Annotated in this window: 17 protein-coding genes; 13 read left to right on the plus strand and 4 right to left on the minus strand. The window is 73.7% G+C overall.

The window, feature by feature from the left end; all coding sequences use genetic code 11:
* The first annotated feature begins 6 nt into the window (after positions 1–6).
* Complete coding sequence (locus tag AC54T1_RS00275) at positions 7–966, plus strand: zinc-binding dehydrogenase (protein WP_496910605.1); 960 nt, start codon at positions 7–9, stop codon at positions 964–966.
* Positions 963–1,937 carry an alpha/beta hydrolase gene (locus tag AC54T1_RS00280; RefSeq protein WP_484343331.1) on the plus strand — a complete coding sequence of 325 codons (975 nt, stop codon included), beginning with the start codon at positions 963–965 and terminating at the stop codon, positions 1,935–1,937. Before AC54T1_RS00275 ends, AC54T1_RS00280 begins: the two co-directional genes overlap by 4 nt.
* Here AC54T1_RS00280 and AC54T1_RS00285 read toward each other — a convergent pair.
* Genes AC54T1_RS00285 through AC54T1_RS00295 form a run of 3 tightly spaced genes read right to left on the minus strand, consistent with a single transcriptional unit; the run spans position 1,916 to position 5,936 of the window.
* Positions 1,916–2,251, minus strand: a complete 336-nt coding sequence (locus tag AC54T1_RS00285) for an MTH1187 family thiamine-binding protein (RefSeq protein WP_496910606.1) — start codon at positions 2,249–2,251, stop codon at positions 1,916–1,918. The genes AC54T1_RS00280 and AC54T1_RS00285 overlap by 22 nt on opposite strands.
* Positions 2,252–2,306: 55 nt before the next feature.
* Positions 2,307–2,957: an NAD(P)-dependent oxidoreductase gene (locus tag AC54T1_RS00290; RefSeq protein WP_496910607.1), complete on the minus strand. Its 651-nt coding sequence runs from the start codon at positions 2,955–2,957 to the stop codon at positions 2,307–2,309.
* A 42-nt stretch (positions 2,958–2,999) separates the two neighbouring features.
* Positions 3,000–5,936, minus strand: coding sequence for an FAD-binding and (Fe-S)-binding domain-containing protein (locus AC54T1_RS00295; RefSeq protein ID WP_496910608.1), 2,937 nt, complete (start codon positions 5,934–5,936; stop codon positions 3,000–3,002).
* Between the two features lie 108 nt (positions 5,937–6,044).
* Here AC54T1_RS00295 and AC54T1_RS00300 point away from each other — a divergent pair, with 108 nt between their 5' ends.
* The 9 genes from AC54T1_RS00300 to AC54T1_RS00340 all read left to right on the plus strand — a co-directional run bounded on the left by AC54T1_RS00300 (position 6,045) and on the right by AC54T1_RS00340 (position 18,732).
* Entirely contained in the window at positions 6,045–7,289 is a 1,245-nt protein-coding gene (locus AC54T1_RS00300; RefSeq protein WP_496910609.1) for an SWIM zinc finger family protein, read from the plus strand.
* Positions 7,286–10,150, plus strand: a complete 2,865-nt coding sequence (locus AC54T1_RS00305; protein ID WP_496910610.1) for a hypothetical protein — start codon at positions 7,286–7,288, stop codon at positions 10,148–10,150. Before AC54T1_RS00300 ends, AC54T1_RS00305 begins: the two co-directional genes overlap by 4 nt.
* Before the next feature lie 31 nt (positions 10,151–10,181).
* Positions 10,182–10,835, plus strand: a complete 654-nt coding sequence (gene pnuC, locus AC54T1_RS00310; RefSeq protein ID WP_496910611.1) for a nicotinamide riboside transporter PnuC — start codon at positions 10,182–10,184, stop codon at positions 10,833–10,835.
* Positions 10,832–11,926: an AAA family ATPase gene (locus AC54T1_RS00315; protein WP_496910612.1), complete on the plus strand. Its 1,095-nt coding sequence runs from the start codon at positions 10,832–10,834 to the stop codon at positions 11,924–11,926. The genes pnuC and AC54T1_RS00315 overlap by 4 nt, the downstream gene beginning before the upstream one ends.
* Before the next feature lie 97 nt (positions 11,927–12,023).
* Complete coding sequence (locus AC54T1_RS00320; RefSeq protein WP_484343337.1) at positions 12,024–13,691, plus strand: MoxR family ATPase; 1,668 nt, start codon at positions 12,024–12,026, stop codon at positions 13,689–13,691.
* Positions 13,688–14,698 (plus strand): hypothetical protein, encoded by a 1,011-nt coding sequence (locus tag AC54T1_RS00325; RefSeq protein WP_496910613.1) that lies wholly within the window; start codon positions 13,688–13,690, stop codon positions 14,696–14,698. The genes AC54T1_RS00320 and AC54T1_RS00325 overlap by 4 nt, the downstream gene beginning before the upstream one ends.
* Positions 14,695–16,461, plus strand: a complete 1,767-nt coding sequence (locus AC54T1_RS00330) for a hypothetical protein (protein WP_496910614.1) — start codon at positions 14,695–14,697, stop codon at positions 16,459–16,461. Before AC54T1_RS00325 ends, AC54T1_RS00330 begins: the two co-directional genes overlap by 4 nt.
* The gene (locus AC54T1_RS00335; protein ID WP_496910615.1) at positions 16,458–17,135 is read left to right on the plus strand and encodes a hypothetical protein; all 678 of its coding nucleotides are present in this window, start codon (positions 16,458–16,460) and stop codon (positions 17,133–17,135) included. Before AC54T1_RS00330 ends, AC54T1_RS00335 begins: the two co-directional genes overlap by 4 nt.
* Positions 17,128–18,732, plus strand: coding sequence for an AMP-binding protein (locus AC54T1_RS00340; protein WP_496910616.1), 1,605 nt, complete (start codon positions 17,128–17,130; stop codon positions 18,730–18,732). Before AC54T1_RS00335 ends, AC54T1_RS00340 begins: the two co-directional genes overlap by 8 nt.
* A gap of 60 nt (positions 18,733–18,792) precedes the next feature.
* Here AC54T1_RS00340 and AC54T1_RS00345 read toward each other — a convergent pair whose 3' ends face one another.
* The gene (locus AC54T1_RS00345) at positions 18,793–19,062 is read right to left on the minus strand and encodes a hypothetical protein (protein ID WP_496910617.1); all 270 of its coding nucleotides are present in this window, start codon (positions 19,060–19,062) and stop codon (positions 18,793–18,795) included.
* Between the two features lie 191 nt (positions 19,063–19,253).
* On the opposite strand from AC54T1_RS00345, the gene AC54T1_RS00350 reads away from it, so the two are divergent.
* Together AC54T1_RS00350 and AC54T1_RS00355 are read left to right on the plus strand one after the other, a co-directional pair.
* On the plus strand, positions 19,254–20,063 hold the full coding sequence (locus tag AC54T1_RS00350) for an ABC transporter ATP-binding protein (RefSeq protein WP_484343343.1): 810 nt from the start codon (positions 19,254–19,256) through the stop codon (positions 20,061–20,063).
* Complete coding sequence (locus AC54T1_RS00355; RefSeq protein WP_496910618.1) at positions 20,063–22,654, plus strand: ABC transporter permease; 2,592 nt, start codon at positions 20,063–20,065, stop codon at positions 22,652–22,654. The genes AC54T1_RS00350 and AC54T1_RS00355 overlap by 1 nt, the downstream gene beginning before the upstream one ends.
* Positions 22,655–22,848 lie beyond the last annotated feature (194 nt).

Consider the following 22,848-nt stretch of genomic DNA (forward strand, 5'->3'; position numbering starts at 1 on the left):
AGGCAGATGTTCGCCGCCTACGCCGACCACCTGGACGCCCAGCAGCCCCTCGCCGGTCTCGCGACCGGCGACCGACCCGAACCGGAACGACGCGAGCACTGGACCACGGTCACCGTGCACGCCGCGAGCCTCAACCACCACGACCTGTGGTCGCTGCGGGGCGTGGGGCTGCGCGCGGAGCAGCTGCCGATGATCCTCGGCACCGATGCGGCGGGCGTCACCGACGACGGACGCGAGGTCGTCGTGCACGCCGTCGTCGGGGCTGACGGGCACGGCGTGGGGCCGACCGAGACGCGGACCCTGCTCACCGAGAAGTACCCGGGCACGCTCGCGGAGCGGACGTCCGTGCCGACGCACAACCTTGTCGACAAGCCCGCCGAGCTGTCCTTCGAGGAGGCCGCGTGCCTGCCCACCGCGTGGCTCACGGCGTACCGGATGCTCTTCCGCTCGGCCGCTCTGCGCCCGGGGCAGAGCGTCCTCGTGCAGGGCGCGGGCGGCGGGCTCGCGACCGCGGCGATCACGCTCGCAGCGGCTGCGGGGCTCGAGGTGTTCGCGACGTCCCGGTCCGCGTTCAAGCGCGAGAGAGCCCTCGCGCTCGGGGCTGCGGCTGCCGTCGAGCCGGGCGGCCGGCTCCCCCGGCGGGTCGACGCCGTCGTCGAGTCCGTGGGTGCGGCCACGTGGTCGCACTCGGTGCGTTCCGTGCGTCCCGGCGGGACGATCGTCGTGGCCGGCGCCACGACCGGCGACCCCTCTGCCATGGAGATCAGCCGGGTCTTCTTCAACGAGATCACCGTGTGCGGGGCGACCATGGGCTCGCGGGACGAGCTCGTGGACCTCCTCGCGTTCCTCGCACGCACCGACGTGCGGCCGGTCATCGACTCCACGTACACCTTGGCGCACGCACCAGCGGCCTTCGCGCGCCTCGCCTCGGGTGAGCACGTCGGCAAGATCGTCCTGCGCCCGTGACCGCAGCCGCGCGGTGGCGCGAGGACGTCCTCGGCCCCGGGTACGAGGCCTGCGACCTCGAGCTGGAGCCCGACGAGGAGGGCGACGTCTGCGCGACCCTCGTCCGGTACGCCCCGCGCGGCACGCCCCGGACGGCCCGGGCCGTGCTGTACATCCACGGCTGGTCCGACTACTTCTTCCAGACCGAGACGGCGGAGTTCTGGCACGAGCAGGGTGTCGCGTTCTACGCGCTCGACCTGCGCAAGTACGGCCGGAGCCTGCGCCCGTGGCAGACGCCCGGGTACACGAGCACCCTGCGGACGTACGACGAGGACCTCGAGGCCGCGCTCGCCGGCATCCGCGCAGGCCAGGGGCACCACACGCGCGTCATGCTCATGGCCCACTCGACCGGTGGGCTCATCGCGTCCCTGTGGGCGGACCGCCACCCGGGCCGCACGTCAGGCCTCGTGCTCAACAGCCCGTGGCTCGAGCTCCAGGGGTCCGCCGTCCTGCGCACCGTCTCCGCGCCGGCCATCACCCGGATCGCCCGCTTCCAGCCGAAGACCCCGCTGCCCAACATCGACCCGGGGTTCTACGGCCGGACGTTCCGCAAGGTCGACGGCGGCGAGTGGGACACCATCGACGCCTGGCACCCGCAGCCCTCGTTCCCCGTGCGCGCGGGATGGCTCAGCGCCGTCATGGAGGGCCACGCCCAGGTCGCCCACGGCCTGCACGTCCGGCAACCGGTGATCGTCCTCGCCTCGTCCCGCAGCCTCATCTCCCCGTTGTGGAGCGAGGACATGCGCGCCGCTGACATCGTGCTCGACGTCGAGCTCACGGCCCGGCGCGCGGTGCAGCTCGGTCCGACCGTGACGGTCTGCAGGATCGCCCGCGGCATGCACGACCTCGCTCTCTCCCCGAAGCCGGTCCGGGCGCGCTACTACGCGGCGATCCTCCGCTGGGTGCTGGCCTACGGCTGGTCCGACGCCTGATCGACCGCACGGTCACCGGCGACGCCGGCCAGCTGTGCCTCGACGCGCTCCACCTTGCCGTCGAGCTCCCCCGTGCGCCCGGGGCGGATGTCTGCCTTGAGCACGAGCGACACCCGGTGTCCTCCGGCTCCCACCGCTTCCGTCGCGCGCTTGATGACGTCCATGCACTCGTCCCACTCACCCTCGATCGTGGTGAACATGGAGTCGGTGCGGTTCGGCAGCCCGGACTCCCGGACGATACGGACGGCCTCGGCGACGGGCCCGGTGACGGACTCGCCCGCACCGAGCGGGGCGACGGAGAAGGCGAAGAGCACGACGTACCTCGGTTCTGTGGGAGTGGTGTGTCTGCAGGTCTCGTCGCCGGGGATCTCAGAGCGCGTTGAGCGCGTCCTCGATCGGCGTCGGCCCGGAGTTGAACTCGATGAACTTCCGGATGGTGCCGGGCTTGCGGATGCAGGCGGCCGCGACCGCCGCGACGTCGGCACGCGGCACCTCGCCGGTCTCGAGGTCCGCGCCGACCTCGATGCGCCCGGTGCCGGGGTCGAGTGTGAGGGCGCTCGGCCCGAGGATCGTCCAGTCGAGGTCGGACTGGCGCAGGTACTCGTCGGCGGCAGCCTTCGCCTCCGCGTACGCGAAGAACGAGTTGTCCTCCGGCACCCCGTGGTCGGTGCGCGCCCCCTTGTACGACACCTGGATGTAGCGCCGGACCTTCGCGTCGCGCGCCGCGTCGATCGCGCGGATGGCTGCGTCGCGGTCGACGGCGTAGGTGCGTTCCGAGCTGCCGCCACCCGCCCCCGCGGTCCACACCACGACGTCGTGCATCTCGAGGATGTCCATGAGGGCCCGCGTGTCGAGGTGCTCGATGTCGGCGACGACGGGGCGGGCGCCCGTCGCGGCGACCTCGGCCTCGTGCTCGGGGTTGCGGAACACGGACGTGACCTCGTGGCCGTCGGCGACGAGGATCGGCGCGAGGAGCAGCGCGACCTTTCCGTGCCCTCCCAGGATGGCGATGCGTGACATGGTCCCTCTTTCGCTCGGCGTGCGGCGGGCCGCTCGGTCCGGCTACAGCCTCTCCGCGATCAGCTCCGCGAGCGCCTTGCCCTTGACGCCGGCGAGGTCGTCGGCCTGGGTGCGGCAGGAGAAGCCGTCGGCGAGGAAGATGTCGCCGTCCTCAGCCTCTCTCAGGGCGGGCAGGAGCGCATTCTCGGCGACCTTGACGGACACGTCGTAGTGGCCCTTCTCCATACCGAAGTTCCCGGCGAGCCCGCAGCACCCGGCGAGCGTGCGGATCTGCGCCCCGGCCCCGCGCAGGAGCGCCTCGTCCGTCCTGTACCCCATGACGGAGTAGTGGTGGCAGTGCGGCTGCACGACGGCGGTGACGTCGCTGAGGTCCGGCATCGCCCAGCCCGAGTCCGCGGCAGGCGCGGTGAGGGGGTCCGTGAGGAGCTCGGCGAGCGTCCGGGTCGCCGTCGAGACGGCCTGGGCCCGGGGGTCGTCGGGGAAGAGGTCGGTGAGGTCGGAGCGCAGGACCGCGGTGCAGGACGGCTCGAGCCCGACGATGGGGATGCCGTTGACCGCGAACGGGCCGAGCACCCCGAGGAGGCCGGAGAGCTTCTTCTTGGCTCCGTCGAGCTGGCCGGTGCTGATCCACGTGAGTCCGCAGCAGGCCTCGTCCTCCGGGACGACGACGTCGTACCCGGCGGCGAGCAGCACCTTCACGGCGGCCTCGGGGACCGTGGGCGCCAGGGTGTCGCTGAAGGAGTCGGTCCACAGGACGACCTTGGGCTTGCGCGCGGCAGTCTCGCCGGTCGACGTGCCCCCCGCGGCGAGAGAGCGACCCTCCCGCTTCCACCACGTCCGGAACGGGACCTCGGCGAACGCGGGGATCGAGCGGCGGGTGTCCATGCCACCGAGGGCGAGGACGGTCTTCGCGAGCGGCCTGATGCTCAGGGCGAGGTTCGCGAGCTTCGGCACGTAGCTGGCCAGGCGCGCCCAGCGCGGCAACCAGCCCAGGGCGTAGTGGTTCATCGGCCGCAGGCGGCCCTTGTACGTGCGGTGCAGGACCTCGGCCTTGTACTGGGCCATGTCGACGCCGGCCGGGCAGTCGCTCGAGCACGCCTTGCAGCTCAGGCACAGGTCGAGCGCCTCGTGCACTGCGGGCGAGCGCCAGCCACCGGTGACGAGCGTGCCGTTCGCCATCTCCTGCAGGGCACGCGCCCGGCCGCGCGTCGAGTCCTTCTCGTCCTTCGTCGCGAGGTACGACGGGCACATGAACCCGCCCGCCGCGGTGGAGTCCGCGCGGCACTTCCCGACGCCGACGCAGCGGTGTGCGGCCTTGGTGAAGTCGCCGTCGTCGTGCACGAAGCTGAAGCCGGTCGTGGCGAGGATCGGCTTGGCCTGCGGGCGGCGCAGGTGCGCGTCGACCGCGTCGGGGCGGACGAGGACGCCGGGGTTGAGCAGGTCGCGGGGGTCGAACAGTGCCTTGAACTGCTCGAACACGCTGATGGCCTCGGCCGAGTACATGGCGGGCAGGAGCTCGGAGCGGGCGCGCCCGTCGCCGTGCTCCCCGGACAGCGAGCCGCCGTACTTGCCGACGAGCGCCGCGGCGTCGGTCATGAACCGGCGCAGGATGTCGCCCGACTCCTCGAGGGGGATGTCGATGCGCAGGTGGACGCAGCCGTCGCCGAAGTGACCGTAGGGCAGGCCGTCGACGCCGTACTGCGCCATGAGTGCGTCGAGGTCGCGCAGGTAGGGGCCGAGCTTCGCGGGCGGGACCGCGGAGTCCTCCCAGCCGGGCCACGCCTGGTCGCCCGACGCCGTGCGGCCGGCGAGGCCGGCGCCGTCGGCCCGGATCTGCCACATCGCGGTGGCCTCGGGGCCCGCGGGCAGGATGCGGCTCGCGGCAGTGCCGGAGTCCGCGACGATCGCACGCGCGTTGTCGAGGGCCTCGGCCTGCGTCGCGCCGCCGACCTCGACCATGAGCCACCCGCCGCCCGGCGGGAGGGCGGGGACGGAGTCGGCCCCCTTGGCTCGGCGGACGACGTCGACGAGGCGCGCGTCGAGGCCCTCGACGGCGAGCGGGCTGTGCGCGAGGAGGGCGGGGACGGCGTCGGCGGCCGCGGGCATGTCGGGGTAGCCGAGCACGACGAGGGTGGGGGCGCCGGCGATGGGCACGAGGTTGACGGTCGCGCCGAGGATCGACATGACGGTGCCCTCGGTGCCGACGAGGGCCTTCGCCAGGTCGGTGCCGTTCTCCGGCAGCAGGTGCTCGAGCGAGTACCCGGACACCTGGCGGCCGAAGCGGCCGAGCTCGGTGCGCAGGAGGGAGAGGTTCGCGGAGACGAGCTCGCCCAGGCCGGGGATGCGGTCGACGCCCTGCCCGTCCGCGCCGGCGAGGAAGCGACGCCCGGTGCCGTCGACGACGTCGAGCTCGACGACGTTGTCCGACGTCCGCCCGTAGGCCACGGCGTGCGGGCCGCACGCGTTGTTGCCGATCATCCCGCCGAGGGTCGCGCGGTTCTGCGTCGACGGGTCGGGGCCGAAGCGCAGGCCGTGCGGCGCGGCGGCCTTCTGCAGCGAGGACATGATGACGCCCGGGTCGACGCGCGCGGTGCGGGCCTCGGGGTCGATGTGGTGGATGGTGTGCACGTGCCGGGAGAAGTCGATGACGACGCCGGGCCCGATCGAGTTGCCGGCGCACGAGGTTCCCGCGCCACGCGTGGTGAGCGGGACGCCCGCCTCGCGTGTGACGGTGATGGCCGCGAGCGCGTCGTCGACGTCCTTGGGGCGCACGACGACCTGCGGCACGACCCGGTAGTTCGACGCGTCGGACGAGTACTCGCCGCGGGTGAGCGCGGAGTCGGAGACGTCACCGTCCACCGCAGCGCGCAGGGCGGCGACGAGGTCCGCGCGGGACGCGTCGTCGCTGCGGCTCGTGGTCGCTCCCGCGGGGGGGCGGCCATCGGGCCCGGTGATCTCGACATCCACAGCGTTGGTCACGACGGACATTCTCCCACCGCGGGGCGGTGCCCAGCGTGTGATGTCCCCGGACGACGTCGGGGGCGACATATCGCTCAACCCGCCAACGCCGCGTGCCGATGACGAGGTGTGCCCGACACCACCGTGACGTACGCCTACGCCGCCCGCTCAGGCGCCCTGACGGAGGACGGCAGCACCCGCCTCGGCCTCGCGACCACCGGCCCGGAGGCGTTCCTCACAGGCACGGTGGAGCGCGGTGACGTGCTCGCAGCCAGCCTGCTCCGCATCGGCGAGATCGCCGGCACCCGGTTCTACTCCTTCCTCACCCAGAAGGAGCTCGCTCTCCTGGCCGACCCGATCATCTCGACCGGTGACGGTGTCACCCGCTTCGAGAGCCTCTCCGCATGCTGCGGGGTGGCAGCCCGCCTCGACCTCCTCCCGGGGTCGATGGAGCTCGACACCGAGCGGCCCGGGACGACGAACGTCGACGTGGGGCCGCACCTGCGGCAGCTGCTCACCCAGGTGAGGCGACGCGAACCTGTAGCCCTCGCCGTCGGTCCGGGCGGCCTGGACGTGCGGACGCTCGACGGCCAGGTGTTCGAGCGGACCGTGGCCCTGCCCGAGCGGTGGGTGCGGTCCCTCGCCGAGCTCCAGGTCCTCGCGAGCCGCATGACCCCGCAGTTCTCGCTGGACGTCCGCCAGGCGCGGGCGTTCCTCGCGGGACTCCCCCGGTCGACCTCACCGCGGACCGGCTTCTGGCTGCACCGCGTCCCGGGCGGACTGCGGCTCGGTGCGGCACGGCGCCCGGGTGCCGTCGCAGTCGGTGGCCCGGAGCGGCTGCGGGTGCTCGAGGGCCTCGTGCGGCACGCGAGCGCCCTCCGGGTCTACGCGCCCGAGCAGACCGACGGACCGGCGGTGACGTGGTGGGAGCTGGACCTGCCGGGCGGGCGGTTCGGCCTCGGTCTCAGCCCCCTGAGCGCCCGGGGGTTCTCGGGCGAGGGTGCCCTGCTCGCCGGTCTCGCCGCCGACGAGCCCCAGGCGCACCTCGCCGCGCAGGGGTCGCTCGGCTACGACCTCGCCGAGGGGCGCTTCTTCACCCGCACCCTGCCGTTCGCCCGAGACGTGCTGCAGAGCAACCCGCGGCTCGCGAAGGCTCGTCGTCTCGTCGCCGACGGACGCGTGCGCCAGGACGGCGACCGCCTCCTCGTCGGGGGCTCACGCACGGAGCACGTCGTCGAGATCTCCGCCGACGGGACCGGCGACCGGTGCACCTGCGCCTGGTACGCCGACCACCGTGGGAGCCGGGGACCGTGCGCTCACGTGCTCGCGGGACGCATCGTCACCCGCCCGACCGACCCGGAGGACCACGCATGACGGACCCGACCCTCGTCGCGGCCGCAGACGCCGCGATGGCCGATCCCCACGTGCTGCCCCGGCTCACCGCCCTCGCCGCGGCGGTCCGGACCCTGGACCGGGACGCCGTCCTGCAGGCTGTCCGCGCCGTCCCCGCGAAGGAGCGTCCGGCCCTCGGGCACGGCTTCGAGCTGTGGTCCCAGGAGTGGTTCCGGAAGGAGGCCGCCGAGCGCGCCGACGCCTTCGCGGTGTACGCCTTCGCCGTCGTCGGGATCGCTGCGCGTCCCGCCGATGCCGCCCGCCTCGTGGGCGCCGGTGACCGGTGGTCACCCGTGAGCCGGGTCGAGCGTGCGAGGCAGGTCGCCGAGCTCGTGCGGGACCGTGGGCGTCCGTGGCTCACCCGGTTCGTCGGGTCGGCGCTCGGGAACCGGAACCGCGACGCGCGCCTCACCTGGCACCTCGCCCGGATGCTCGCGCACGACGGTCTCATCGACACCCCGACCCACCAGAACTACCGCTCGGACGTCCTGTGGGCCCATCCGTGGCGGGACCTGCCCGGCCTGGTCGCCGACGACCGCGCGTTACGGGACGCGATCGACGACCTCCTCACGACCCCCGACGTGGGCCACGCACTCGGCGCGACGTCCTCGCGCGACCTCCAGCCGGGCACCCGCCGCCGGTCGGGCACCGCGCCTGCGCGCAGCGTGCACACGGACGAGGACTGGGCGGGCCTCCTCGGCGCGTGGGGCGTCGACGACCCGGCCCGGCGTCGCGGTCTCATCGACGCGTGCCTGGCTGCGCTGTCGGGTGGCGTCCTCGACCGCGACGCGTCCGGCTTCCGCGCGATCCACGCGCGCCTCGGGCTCACGCTCGAGGAGGTCGCCGGCAGACAGAGCGCTTATACGTCCCTGCTGCTCGCGCCCGGGACCGCGACCGTGGCGCTGGCCCGCGACCAGCTGCACCGGCTGCTCGCCGCCGGCCTGCTCGACGCCGACATGCTCCTCGACGTCACGCCCGACGTCCTCGCCCGGCAGGAGAAGGTCGTCGTCCGTGAGCACCTCGCGCTGCTCACGGCCGCGCTCGCGGGAGGTGCGACCGACCCGGGTTCGTGCGCTCGCGCCGTCGCCGCCGGGCTCGACGCGGACCGCACGGACCTCGCCCTGCTCGGCGCGCGGCTCCTGCGACGCTGCCTCACGGCCGCGCCCGCCGTCCAGGGAGAGCTCGCGAGCGCCGTCGCGGCGGTCGTCCCCGACCCGACACCCGAGCTCCGCGACGCGCTCGGGCCGCTGGCGCCCATGCCCTGGTCCCCCATGGAGGAGAGCGAGCGACGCCCGCCCGCGCCGCTGCCCGTCGACCTCCCCGAAGCCGGCCAGGTCGAGCCGGTGCGCACCCTCGACGAGCTGCGGGTCCTGCTCGACGAGATGCACGTCGTCCCGACGACGGCGCTCCACGTCGAGCGTGCGCTCGACGGACTCGTCCGGCTGCGGACCGACCGGGGGACGGCGCAGGCCCTGCTCGACGAGCTGTGGCGTCGGCCCCGCGGTGTCCCACCCCTGGAGAACGTCCTGCGGGCGTGGGCGGGTCACGACGTCCCCGTCCCGTCGAGCACCGTGACCCGGAGCGGTCGCGTGCTCGACCCCGCCCAGGCCCCGCCCGGGGCGGAGCTCGTCGAGCACCGCAGCACCACGACCGGATTCCCCCACCCGGAGACCGGGATCGTCAGGAAACCGATCGAGGCCGTCGTCTGGGAGTGGCGGCTCCGGCTGCCCGCGTGGACGCCGCGGCACCTCCTGGCGTCGCGGCTCGACGAGATCGCACGACGACACCTGCAGCGCCCCCCGGGTCCGCTCCTCGCCACCCCGACGCACGACGACGGGACGCTCACCGCGGACGTGCTCATCGCCCGGCTGGCCGAGCGGGCCGCCGCAGGACTCAGCGCGGAGCCGCACGACCTCGGCACCGCCCTGCTGCGCCTGCGTCCCGAGGACCGCGGCGTGCTCCGCGACGCACGCGTCCTCGACCCCGCGGACGCCGAGCGCCTCGCACTGCTCGACGCCCCGACGACCTGGCGCCGCTCAGTGGTCGCCCCTGCCGCCAGGTTCTCGCCAGGGGTGGGACCGAAGATCTCGCTCTGGCAGGCGGCGGGCTCCCCCACGGGCTCACCCGACGACCCGGTCCGGGCGTGGCTCGACTCGGACCAGCTGGGGCCCATGTGGTGGGACCTCGCAGGCGACCTCTCGGACCGCCGCGAGAACGACCTGCTGAGCATCAGGCTGTGGGCGGCGACGCTGCCCTCACAGCCCGAGGTGCTCGCTGCGCACCTGCAACGTGCCATCGCGGACAGCATCGACCACGCGGACCTCGACGTCTCGGTGGCGATGCAGCTGCTCGGGGCATACCGGTGCCCGCTCGGGGTCCCCGCCGTCCACGCGCTCGTCGTCGGTGGCGCCTCCCGGTCCGACCACGGGCGCGCCGCCGCCGCGGAAGCGCTCGCCGCGGCAGCCAGCGCCGGCCTTGTCCCGGCGACGACGCTCGCCGAGGCCGTGCGTGCGGCACTCGACCCCGCTGCCGCGCCGCACGCGACGGACGGGTTCGTCGTCGAGGTCAGGCCGAAGGCGAACCGGGTGGTCCGCACGCTCGCGGACGCAGCGAGGATCGACGACATGACAGGGCGCGTCGTGCTCGACGCGCTCGTGCCGGAGCTCGCATGGCTGGCCGACCTCCGCGGCGGCGTGGCCTTCGTCGAGCTCGGCGCGCAGCTCGCTGAACGGTTCCGGGCTCGTGTGGAGCTGCCCCCGTCGCTCGCCGCCCTGGCCGCAGGACGGGCACGCTCGCGGACCGCTCAGGAGGCCCGTCGTCTCGCCGCTGCGGGTGGCGGCTGAGGAGCGGTGAAGGTCTGGGATCCTTGTCGCCATGTCGGTCGAGGAGATCATCGGGTTCGTCACGGGTGCACTGTGCGTGTGGTTGGCGGTGCGCCAGAACGTGTGGACGTTCCCCATCGGGATCGTCAACAACGCCGTGTACGTCGTGCTGTTCGGGTCCTCGGGGCTGTACGCGGGCGCCGGCCTGCAGGTGGTCTACCTCGTGCTCGGGGCGCTCGGGTGGTACTGGTGGTTGCGGGGTGGGACCGACGGCGGCGCGTTGGTGCCACGTGAAACGCCGCGGTGGGTGTGGCCTGCCGGGGCGGCGCTCGCGGTCGTTCTGGCGCTCGTGCTCGTCGGGGTGCTCGCGACGTGGACCGACTCGTCCGCTCCTGTCATGGACTCCCTCACGACGTCCCTGAGCCTCGTCGCGCAGCTCATGCTCAACCGCAAGTGGATCGGGACGTGGTGGGTCTGGATCACGGCAGACGTCCTCTTCGTCGGCATGTACGTCTCGCTCGGCCTCTACCTCACCGCCGCGCTGTACGTCGGGTTCATCGGGCTGTGCGCGCTGGGGCTGCGGGACTGGCGGCGGGACATGCGGGCCACCGTCCCCGGCGACGTCCCGGCCGACGCGGCTCCCGCCGAGCCGCAACCGGCAGCCGCGCACGCAGAGCCGGCGCACGCAGAGCCGGACGCCCGGTGACGCGGTTCTCCCACGGCCTCGTCATCGGCAAGTTCTACCCGGTGCACGCCGGCCACCTCAACCTCGTGCGCACCGCCCTGTCGCGGTGCGAGAACGTCACGGTCCAGGTGCTGTACGCCTCCCAGGAGTCGATCCCCGCCGGGCTGCGCGCGCAGTGGTTGCGCGACGAGCTGCCCGGCGCGCACGTCGTCACGGGGCTCGACGACGCCCCGGTCGACTACGCGAGCGACGCCGCCTGGGACACGCACATCCGCACGATGCAGGACCTGCTCGCCGCGCAGCCCGGCACCGACCGCGCCGGCCAGACGTTCGGTCCGGTGGACGCGGTGTTCACGTCGGACACGTACGGCGCCGAGATGGAGCGCCGGTTCGGCGCGACCTGGGTCCAGGTGGACCCAGGGCGCGCCGCGGTGAGCGTGTCCGGGTCCGCGATCCGCGCCGATCCCGGGGCCCACTGGTGGGCCCTGCCCCCGGCGGTCCGGGCGTGGTTCGCCCGACGCGTCGTCGTGCTGGGCGCGGAGTCGACGGGCACGACGACGCTCGCTGAGGACCTCCAGGCGCACTACGGGCTCCCACCGGTGCCCGAGTACGGGCGGGAGTGGTCCGAGATCCGGCCCGGCGGTCTCGAGGCGCCCTGGCACACGGCGGAGTTCGACCTCATCGCCCGCGAGCAGTGCCGCACCGAGGACGCCGCCGCTGCACGCACCCCGGTCCCGCTCGTCGTCGCGGACACCGACGCCTTCGCGACGACGCTCTGGCACGAGCGGTACATGGGTGCGCCGTCGGCGAGCGTCCAAGCGGTCGCCGCCGCGCGCGTCCCTGATCTCTACCTGCTCACCGGCGACGAGATCCCGTTCGTCCAGGACGGGCTGCGCGACGGCGAGCACATCCGGCACGCGATGCAGGAGCGGTTCCGGGAGGCCCTGGCGGCACAGACGGCGGACGGTGCCCCGTGGGTCGAGCTGCGCGGCTCGCGGGAGGAGCGCCTCGCGGCGGCCGTGGCGCTCGTGGACCCGCTGCTCGCGCAGCCGCGGTGGGTGGCCGATCCCATGGACCAGCGCGGGCAGGACGCCGTCGTCGTCGCTCGCTGACGAGGTCAGCCGGTACCCGCCCCGTCCCGGTCCCGCGTCCGCCACGACGTGTCCGTGCTCCGCTGCCCGCGCACCCGGAAGTGGCACACTCGGGCACGTGACCCCGAGCATCGCTGACGACCCCGGACACCCGCACGACACCGCCCGTCCAGCGCGCGACCACGCGTCGCTCGGGCACGTCTCGGACGCACCGACCCGCCCGCACCCCCGCGCCGACGCGTACGGGCCGGGCGCCGACCCGTTCGACCTCGACGTCGCGGACCTCTTCCCCGGCGGAGCCAGCACGAGCGGGCAGGGCCCGGCCCCGCAGGTCGACCTCGCGGAGAAGCTCCGCCAGGCGTACTTCTGGGTGGTCAACCACGCGATCATCTCCCCCCACTACGACGTCGAGTTCTCCGCCGGACCGGGAACGCCCGAGACGAGCTACGCCCTCGGCGACTCCAAGGCGCGCCTCACGCTGCCGTCCGACCAGTCGTACTCGAGCTTCGTCCTCCTGCCCCTGCTCACCTTCGCGGTGCGCGGTCGCTGCCTGCTCGTCGGCGGCCCGGGCCGCGGGAAGACCGCGAGTGCCGTCCTCATGGGTGTGCTCGCCGGGTACCCCGTCAAGGACGTGCGCCGCGCGATGCAGCACGGTCACCCGCAGCTGACCGTCAGCGACCTGTTCGGCACCCCGCTGCCCAAGGACCTCGTCCAGGCGGGCTCGCTGGCCGAGGTCGACGTCGCGTGGCGTTCCTGGCTGGGCATGCGGGTGAAGATCATCGACGAGTACAACCGCATCCCCACCCGCACCCAGTCGGCGCTGCTCACCGTGCTCGCGGACGGGTACGTCGAGGTGTTCGACCAGTTCTACGAGACGGGCGAGTCCGCGTGGTACCTCACCGCGAACGACGACGCCGGCGGCGGCACCTACCAGGTGGTCGAGGCCCTCAAGGACCGCATCGACGTCGTCGTGCACGCACTGCCCTTCAACAACCGGTTCCTCGGTGAGCTCGTCGAGCGCGCCGAGCAGGGCATCCGCCCGGAGCAGGCCGTCCCCGAGGGGATCGTGTTCGACGACGCGGAGCACGAGCGCCTGCACCGCGAGATCCAGACCGTACGGATCGACGCGCCCGTGCGCCGTCGCCTCGAGTTCTTCGCGAGCCAGCTCGAGCTCCTCGAGGGCTCGGCGTGGCAGTTCGAGTACCGCACCAAGGACACCGCGCGCCTCGCGGGAATCGACCCCCACCTGCTGGCCCGCAACGACTCCGGTCGCGACCGGCTGAGCGACATCGGCTCCCAGACCCTCAACGGCCTGTCCGTGCGGGCACTGCAGTCGCTCGTCGCGTACGCGAAGGCCATGGCGTACTTCCGGGGGCGCCCGGTCGTCGGGCTCGACGACCTGCGTGCCGTCCTGCCGTTCGTGCTGCACGACAAGCTCGTGCCCGACCAGCAGTCCCCCGTGTTCGACGACCCGGCCCGCGAGCCGTTGCGGTCCGACCGCGTCTCGTGGATCCGCGCGATGTTCGACGACGCGTGCAGCCAGTACGACTCCTACGGGCTGGACGCGTCCGACCCCGTGGGCGACGTGCTCGCCGAGGTCTCAGCGGGCCTCGACGGGCTCGCCGAGGACGTCGTCCTGTCCCGGATGGCCCGGATCGAGGGGATCCTCGACGGCTGGGAGGACGGCCGCAAGCTCTACGGGCACCTCTACGAGGACGCCCTCGTGCTCAAGTACGCCCACCAGCGCTACACCAACTACCTGTCCTGGTTGCGATGGAACCAGTGACCAGCGACCCAGCCGTCGCGAACCGGGGCGAGCCGTGCGCCGGTCAGCAGGGCGCGTGGCAGGCCCAGCTCGCCACGCAGCGGGAGACGTTCAACGCCTCCCTCGGTCGTGCGCGCGCCTCCGGTGCCCCGCGCGACGTCCTCGAACGCGCCCTCCGGGAGCTCGGACCCACCGTGACCGCACTCGCGGCGTCACTGCCCGCGCCGGCGCTCGACGAGGTCTGCCGTGCTCTCGTGGACGTCGTCGGGGACCTCGCCGTCCGCCGCCTCTGGCACGACCGGTCCGCCGAGCGGCGCGTCGTCCTCGAGGTCCTCCCCCTGCTCCCCGAGCCGCTCGCCCGGTCTCCGCGGGCGACCCTCGCGCTCGTCGTCAGCGGTGCGTCGCGCATCGGCCGGGGCGCCGATCTCGCCGCGTGGGGCCGGCGTCTCGCGGCCGCCTGCCCGCACCTGGACAGCGACGACGCGCTGCGGGCCGCGGGGACCGTGGCAGCGTGGCGCTCCGGCCTCGTGCGGGCACGACGCGCCGCCCTCGCGGTCGCCCCCGGCGTGCCCGACGCCGCCCTGGCGCACCTGCTCGATCTCACCCGTTCGGAGGTCAGCCCGCGGGACGCCCTCGCAGCGAACACCGCCGACCCCTTCACGTGGCCCGGCGCGCCGGGATCGGGCACCGTCGCGCGCTACGGAGCGTTCCGGGGGTTCGGCGGCTCCTGGGTCGCCCCGGCGGTCGTCACGGGTGTCGTCCCCGCGCAGACCCCGACGTGGGCCGTCGAGGCGGACGGCAGCCGCTGGCTCGTGCTCGCTGACGCCCACGGGCACGCGGTGCTGCGAGACCCTGGAACGACGCCGCAGTCACTCCCGTCCCGCGGGGTCGACGTCGCCAGCACCACGCAGGTCCTGCGGATGCTCGAGTGGGAGGACGAGATCACCGGGCTCGCCTCGGTGGGACGCGCCACGCTCGTCAGCCGAGCCACGTCGTTCCACCTCGACCTCGTCCTCGTGCCCGCATGACGGGTCTCGACGCCAGAGGTGCCCGCACGACGGGGCTCGACGCGCTGCGCGACCGATGGCTCGCCGCGTGGCCTGACGCGCTCGCCGCCTGGGGGCGCTTCACGCGGCTGCACCCACCGGCGCTGCGGGACGCCGGCGAGCAACCCACCGGCGTGGGAAGCTTCGCGTGGTTCAGCCTGGGCGCGGTCGAGGTGAACATCGACGTCCTGCTCGCCGAGAAGCACCACCTCACCGACCACGCCGTGGCGGTCCTCGCGCACGAGATCGGCCACCACGTGCTCTCCCCGGGAGACCTCCTCACCGCGGGCCGGCTCACGGCCCAGGCCCGGCTCGGTCTCCTCGACCGTGACGACGCGATCCCCCTCGTGACGAACCTGTGGTCGGACCTCCTCATCAACGACCGCCTCCAGTCCAGGGCCGGCGTCGACATGGTCGCGGTGTGGCGCGCCCTCGGACCGCCCGCACGGGACGACGCCGTCATGCGTCTCGTGCTGCGCGCCGACGAGATCCTCTGGTCGGTCCCGGCCGGTGAGCTCAGCGGTCCCGGACCGCACGACGAGGGCCAGGCGCAGCTGCTCGCCCGGCTCGTGCGGACGTACGCCGACGACCCGGTCGGCGGCGTCGGCGGGTTCGCGATGCTCGTCCGGTCCCTCCTGCGGGCACCCGGCGCAGAGCCGCGCGGCACGGACGGGCGACGCGGCAACGGCACGTGGTGCGACCAGCACGAGAGCCCCGGCACCGCGATCCCCGGGCTCGCCACCGACCCCGGTGCGACCCGCGCACCGCAGCACCCCGCGCTCGACCGCCGCGTCGTGGGGGACCTCGGCGAGACGAGCGGGAGCAGCACCACCGACGCACCGCCGCAGGACCAGGCGGGTCCGCAGTCGACGAGCAACTCCCTCAGCCCGGCCGACTACGCGGCAGCGCTGCAGGCGCTCGGCGCGGTGGCCGACCCGCGGGACGCGGCGATCGCCTGGTACCGCGAGCACGCCGCACAGCACCTCGTGCCGTTCCCCGTCCGCCGTCAGCAGCGGGCACCCGAGCCCCTCCTCGGTGGGCACGACGTGTGGGACACGGGCGACGACCTCGCCGACGTCGACTGGACCGCGACGACGCTCGCCTCACCCGTCGTCATCCCCGGCATGACGACCCGTCGGCGCCACTACGAGACCGAGTCGGCGGCCGACGTCGCCCTCCTGCCCGTGGACCTCGACCTCTACCTCGACTCCTCGGGGTCCATGCCCGACCCGCGACGCGACGGTGCCCCCGTCGCCCTCGCCGGGGCGATCCTCGCCCTGTCCGCGCTGCGCACCGGCGCCCGCGTCCAGGCCACGACATGGAGCGGCCCGCACCAGATCGCCGGGACCGAGGGGTTCACACATGACACCGACGCGGTCCTCGGCGCGATCGTCGCGCACTTCGGAGGAGGCACCTCCTTCCCCGTGCAGCTGCTCGAGCGCACACACCTCGAGACGCCCGGCGGACGGCCGTGCCACGTGGCTGTCATCTCGGACGACGGCGTCGTGACGATGTTCACCGACGGGCACGGGAAGCTCCCCGAGGACTACGACGCGCACGCCACCGTCGCCGCGCGCGCCGTGCGCGCCGCCGGGGGTGGCGGGACCCTCGTGCTCAACACCCGCTCCCCCGCGCGGTACGCCGCGATGGCCCCGGGGTACGACGTGTACGGAGTGAGCAGCTGGGACGAGATGATCACCTTCGCGCGCGACTTCGCGCGCCGGTTGTGGGGACAGGACGCATGACGACAGGACGGCACTCCCAGGACGGTCTCCTCGACCCGGCACGCGGCACGCAGCCCGGCCCGCCGCTGCGCGACGTCATGCAACGCCTCACCCTCGCTCCGGCGGACTGCGTCCCCGCGCCCGGGTCCGTGCGCCCCGCGGCGGCACCGGCGATCGTGGCCGACGCCGCGGCCATGATCGCGCCGGGAGCGACGCTCAGCCGCGGGGACCTGCGGTACCTGCGTGCGTTCTTCATCGAGACCGACCCGGCGGTCGCCGACCTCCGGGCCCGCTCGGCCGCGCTCACGTCGTGGGTGCTGCTCGACCCGGCGGTGCACGCCGCCCATGACGGCTCCGGCGTGCCGTACGTCGCGCCGGAGCAGCGCGCGAGGTGGGCCGTGTCAGCCGTGTACACGATCGGGTCCGCCCTCGCCCCTGCGCTCGACCCGCACGCGTGGCCGACGACGACCGCGACCCGGGAGGAAGCCGCCCGCGGGATCCTGCGGGCCGTCGGCCTGCACCCCGCCGGCGAGACCGCCGCCGCCGCCGACGCGCGCTGGCAGACCGTGAGCACCGCGATCCAACGCCACGTCCTGGCCCAGATGGCCGAGGAGGCCCGCCGCTCGGCCGAGCTCGCCGAGCAGCTGCGGCAGCAGCGGGCACGGGAGGCCGCGGCACAGGTGAGCAATGTCTGAGCCGTCGCCAGCACCCGCGGCGCCGGCACAGCCCGGAGCATCAGCACAGAACGGGGCGTCAGCACAGCCCGGAGCGTCAGCACAGGGGGCCGACGAGGCCGCCCTCCCTCGTGGCGTTCCGGACCCGGCGCTCACCGAGTACGCGCCCCGGGCGTCCGTCGCTCTCACGCCCGGCGAACGGTGGCCGACCCTCTCACCGGCCGGGCACGCTCGTCTCGGGGAGGTCACGCACCACCCGCGCGCGCCCGACTGGGTCCACGAGTGCGGGGACCGCCTCACCACGGACGACCTCGTCGAGCTCCAGCGGATCGCCGAGCGGCTCGGGGCGGGCGAGCACCTGCCCCGCTCCGCCCCGGCGTCAGGCCCGGATGCGCCGCGCGCCCCGCACGCACCGGAACCGGGTTGGCTGCCCGCGTTCCTCGACCGGGTCCAGCGCACGGTGCCCCGGTACCGGGCGCTCGCCCGGCGCGACGGGCCGGTGCCCGCGGAGCTCGCCGCGTTCCGGCCGGTCACCCGCGCCGACCTCATGTCCGACGTCGCGTCCTTCGTCCCGGTCGACGTCCCGCTCGAGCGGGCGTTCGAGGGGTCAAGCTCCGGCAGCAGCGGCGCCTCCCTCGTCGTTCCCCTGCACCCCCTGTCCACGGCGACGGAGGTGGTGCTGTTCCGGCAGATGGCGGCGCGCGTCGGTGTCCGCTGGGAGCCGGTGCCCGACCGGCTCGGCCTCGTCAACGTCGTCGACCAACGGGCTGCCTTCACCTATGCGTCGGCCCTCACCGCGCACTCCGAGGCGCTCATGGCACGCATCAACCTGCACCCGACCGCGTGGCGGGACCCCGCGGACCGCTCGGCCTTCCTCGGGCGGACGAACCCGCAGGTCATCAGCACGGCGCCGACCGCGCTGCTCAGCCTGCTGGCCCTGCCGGGCCTCGACCTCAGCCCGCTCGTCGTGTTCTCCGGCGCGGCGCACCTCACGCCCGCCGCGCGCGCGGGCGCGGTGGACCGGTGGAGCGTGCCGGTCATCGACGTGTACGGGACCCGCGAGGCGGGGCTCCTCGCGTGGGACCCCACCGGCGCCGACGGTCCGGGAGCACCGACGGAGCACCTCGTCCTGCCGCGGCGCCTCCACGTCGAGGTCCTCGACGACGCAGGCGAACCCACGCCGGACGGCGAGCGCGGCGAGGTCGTCGTCACGGTCGACGACAACCCCTACCTGCCGCTCGTGCGCTACCGCACCGGCGACCAGGCGGCGCTGCGCCGTGACCAGCAGCCGGACGGCACCTGGACGACGACGCTGCTCGGTCTCGAGGGCCGCTCGCCGGTGCGGTACCGCACGAGCACGGGCGCGTGGGTGCCGTCCGTCGACGCGACCCAGCTGCTCCAGGCCTACGGCCTCGCCGCCTGGCACCTGCACCAGGACAGCGCGGGGAGCGTGCACCTCGCCGGTCTCCCCGCGACGGGAGCCGCGACGGACGTCGTCGCGGCAGCGTCCGCCCTGCAGCGCCTCCTGGGGCGCGACGTCACGCACACGGTCGTCGCCGACCCGCACGAGCTCGCCGCCGGCTCCAAGCGCCGGTTCACGAGCGATCTCGACACCTGAGCCGAGCACGAGCCCGCTGCCGCACCCCGGGCCGTGGGCGGCCCGCGCATCCGCCAGCCGTCAGAGCCCTGAGTCGGGCCCCGTCAGCCACTCGACCAGCCGTCCGCGTGCCCGTGGCGTGAGGCGGCCGCCCCAGAGGCGGTCGAGGACGACCGTCATCTCGTCGACCGCGGCCTCCACACCTCGGCGGGCGCCCCACGCGTCGCCGAGCGCGTCCGCGAGCGGGTCGTAGAGGTCGACCGGGGTCTGCGGGGGGTCACCCTGGCCCCAGTATTCGTTGAACCTCCGGCGAAACGCGGCGCGCTGCGGGTCGTTCTCGGCGCTCGTCACCGGCACATCCTCTCAGGTGGTCCGGGGGAAAACCTCAGGGTGCGTTCAGGGGACTCCCCTATCGCCACAGACCGGGCGATCCGACCAGGATGGACATAGCGGCGGAGCGCACCGGATGTCCGGCTTCCGACAGTCGTACGCCACTCCGCTTCCTCACACATCCCGCACCTGCCTCCAGAGATGAGTTCCCCATGTCCAGTTCCTCCGCATCTGCACCCTCCGTGACGAGGGCCGCGGCCACCGGCCGGGGCACCACTCCCGCCGGAGGCGCCATCGCCACCGCCCGCGGCCTCGTCAAGACGTACGGCAAGGGCTCGACCGCCGTCCAGGCGCTCGCCGGCGTCGACGTCGACTTCGCTCGCGGTGAGTTCACCGCGATCATGGGCCCCTCGGGCTCCGGCAAGTCGACCCTCATGCACTGCATGGCCGGCCTGGACACCCCGACATCCGGTGAGGTCGTCGTCGACGGCCTCACGGTGAGCAGCATGAACCAGAGCCAGCTCACCAAGTTGCGCCGCACCCAGCTCGGGTTCATCTTCCAGGCCTTCAACCTCGTCCCGACGCTCACCGCCGCCGAGAACATCACGCTCCCGCTCGACATCGCCCGCAAGCCCGTCGACCGCGCCCACTTCGACACCGTCGTCCAGGCCGTCGGGCTCGGCAACCGCCTCACCCACCGCCCCGGCGAGCTCTCCGGCGGACAGCAGCAACGCGTCGCGTGCGCCCGCGCCCTCGTCTCACGACCCTCCGTCGTCTTCGCGGACGAGCCCACCGGAAACCTCGACTCCACCGCCTCGCGGGAGGTCCTCACCTTCCTCCGCCGCTCGGTCGACGAGCTCGGCCAGAGCGTCGTCATGGTCACCCACGACCCGGTCGCCGCCTCGTACGCACACCGCGTCCTGTTCCTCGCGGACGGACGCATCGTCGCCGAGGTCCTGCACCCGACGCCGGAGTCGGTCCTCGAGGTCCTCACCGGTCTCACACGCAAGGCGGCCCTCTGATGCTCAAGGTCGCCCTGCGCAACGTGCGCGCGCACCTCGTGCGCCTCACCCTCTCCATCCTCGCCGTCGTCCTCGGGGTGTCTTTCGTCGCCGGGACCTTGTCGCTCCGCGAGATGCTCACGACGACCTTCGACGGCATCGTCGACGCCGGCAACACCGGTGACGTCTACGTCCGCGGCATCGACCAGGCCGCAGCCGGCGACCAGGACGGCGCCGCAGGCGCCGAGACCCGGGCACCGATCCCTGCAGAGCTTGCCGCCGTGGCCGCGAAGGTCGACGGCGTCGAGCACGCCGCCGCCGACTACTCCGGCCCCGTGGTGCTCGTCGGGTCCGACGACACGGCGGTCGTCAGCAGCAGCGGCGCGCCGAGTCGCGCCCTCGCCTTCGACGAGGCCGACCCGACCTACGCGATCACCGACGGCACAGCCCCCACCGGGCCGACCGAGTTCGCCCTCGAGGCCGCCACGGCGGAATCCTCCGGGCTGACGATCGGCGACACCACGACGATCGTGCTCGGCGGTGTCCTCACGGACGCCACGTTCACCGGCACGGTGGACCTCGGCGACTCGACGACGGGCTCCACGCTCGTCTACCTGGACGAGGCGACCGCAGCGGCGACGTTCGCACCGGAGGGCCTCGTCGAGACCCTCACGATCTACGCCGAGGACGGCACCGACCCGGTCGCTCTCGCGAGCGCGGTCGAGGCCGCGACCGCCACGAGCCCGGGCGGCGGCTCAGCTCTCGACGTCCTCACGGGCGACACCCTCCGCGCCGAGGCAGGTGAGCAGATCCGGTCCCAGATCGGCTTCATCGAGACCTTCCTGCTCGTCTTCGCGGGGATCTCGCTGTTCGTCGGTGGGTTCATCATCTCCAACACGTTCGCCATGACGGTTCGGCAGCGGCAGCGGGAGTTCGCGCTCCTACGGGCCGTCGGCGCCTCGCCGCGCCAGGTGTTCGCCTCGATCCTCGTCCAGGCCGGCGCCGTCGGCGCACTGGGCGGCGCCCTCGGCATCCTCGGCGGGCTCGGCATCGTCACCGGCCTCAAGGGCCTCTTCACCACCATGGGGATGGAGCTCACGGGGTCCATCCCCGTCACCTCCACCATGGTCGTCGTCTCGCTCGTCGTCGGTATCGGCGTGAGCATCGCGTCGGCGGCCCTGCCCGCGCGGCGGGCGGCGCTCGTCGCCCCGGTGGAGGCCATGCGTGACGACAGCCCGGGTCAGTCGGCATCCCTGCGACTGCGCGGCATCGTCGGTCTCGTGCTCCTCGGAGGCGGGACGGGAGCGGTGGTGGCCTCGCTCGCACAGGCCGCAGCCGACGAGGACGCCCGCACAGGCTCGCTCTTCGGTCTCGGCGCCGTCGGTGTCGTCATCGGCGTGCTGCTGCTCGCGCCGGTCCTGGCGAGCGCGGCGATGCGGGTCATGGCAGCTCCGTTCGTCGCCGCCGTCCGGCCGCTCGGTTCGCTGGCCCGGGGCAACGTCATCCGTAACCCACGACGGACGGCGAGCACCGCGAGCGCCCTCATGATCGGCATGGCGCTGGTCGGTGGAGCATCCGTCGCGGCAGCCTCGATGCAGGCCTCCGTGCGCGGGGTCGTGGAGACCGAGGTCCTCGCCGACGTGCTCGTCCAGTCCGCGACGTTCACGGTGCCCTCCGGCGCGGTGGAGGACGTCACCCGGCTCCCTGCGGTCGACGCGGTCGACGCGATGACCGGGGGCACGGCGTTCGTGGCCGACTCGGGGACTCCCGCCGGCGAGGCGGGTGACTCGCACATGATCGTCGGGATGCCTGCCGACGCCTTCGGCGGGACCTTCACCACCAAGGCGTTGTCCGGCGACATCGGGAGCCTGGACACGGGCTCGGTGGCCGTCCGCAAGGCCGAGGCGGACGAGAACGGCTGGAAGGTCGGCGACGAGCTGACCCTGAGCACGCCGGCCGGAGAGGTCACCCTCCCTGTCGGGGCCGTCGTCAACTCCCAGGCACTCACCGGGGCCGTCGTCATCCCGGACGACGAGATCACGGCGATCCAGCCTGATGCGGCAGAGCACGTCGAGATGCTGCTGGTCTCCGGCGCCGCCGGTGTGAGCCTCACCGAGCTGCAGGACGCAGTCACCGACGCCGTGGGCCCGTACAAGGTCCTCACGGTCCTCGACACGGAGGAGTTCGTCGACCAGCTCGCCGGCCAGGTGGACCAGCTGCTCGTGATCCTCTACGCCCTGCTCGGACTGTCGATCGTCATCGCGATCCTCGGCATCGTCAACACCCTGGCCCTGTCCGTCATCGAGCGGACCCGGGAGATCGGGCTCATGCGCGCGGTGGGCCTCGGCCGGGCCCAGCTGGCAGGGACGATCACCATCGAATCGGTGCTCACCGCGGTGTTCGGCACCGTCGTGGGACTCGGGGTCGGTGTCCTCCTCGCAGCCGGGATCCCGACCGTCTTCGCGAGCTCGGGCATCTCCACCCTCCTCATCCCCTGGGACAGGCTGGGTCTCATGCTCGTGATCGCTGTGGTGGTGGGCGCGCTCGCGGCCGCGTGGCCCGCGATCCGCGCGGCCCGCCTGCCGGTCCTGGAGGCCGTCACGGTCGACTGACCCCCACCCCACACACGGTGTCAGACCCTGGTGCACGGACACGTGCACCAGGGTCTGACACCGTAGGGCCCCGACGCTCATCGTGCGCACACCCTCCCAGGGCGGTCGGGGGACAACCTCAGGGTGAGTTCAGGGGGGTCCCCTATCGCCACGGACCTCACGGTGCGGCCAGTATGGAATCAACGACGCGGCAC

The sequence above is a fragment of the Sanguibacter sp. Z41_6 genome, from assembly GCF_059621145.1.

Coding starts and splice junctions, on each gene's coding strand:
- AC54T1_RS00275 (WP_496910605.1), top strand. CDS start 7: ATGTTCGCCGCCTACGCCGACCACCTGGACGCCCAGCAGCCCCTCGCC.
- AC54T1_RS00290 (WP_496910607.1), bottom strand. CDS start 2,957: ATGTCACGCATCGCCATCCTGGGAGGGCACGGAAAGGTCGCGCTGCTC.
- AC54T1_RS00305 (WP_496910610.1), top strand. CDS start 7,286: ATGACGGACCCGACCCTCGTCGCGGCCGCAGACGCCGCGATGGCCGAT.
- pnuC (WP_496910611.1), top strand. CDS start 10,182: ATGTCGGTCGAGGAGATCATCGGGTTCGTCACGGGTGCACTGTGCGTG.
- AC54T1_RS00330 (WP_496910614.1), top strand. CDS start 14,695: ATGACGGGTCTCGACGCCAGAGGTGCCCGCACGACGGGGCTCGACGCG.
- AC54T1_RS00335 (WP_496910615.1), top strand. CDS start 16,458: ATGACGACAGGACGGCACTCCCAGGACGGTCTCCTCGACCCGGCACGC.
- AC54T1_RS00340 (WP_496910616.1), top strand. CDS start 17,128: ATGTCTGAGCCGTCGCCAGCACCCGCGGCGCCGGCACAGCCCGGAGCA.
- AC54T1_RS00350 (WP_484343343.1), top strand. CDS start 19,254: ATGTCCAGTTCCTCCGCATCTGCACCCTCCGTGACGAGGGCCGCGGCC.
- AC54T1_RS00355 (WP_496910618.1), top strand. CDS start 20,063: ATGCTCAAGGTCGCCCTGCGCAACGTGCGCGCGCACCTCGTGCGCCTC.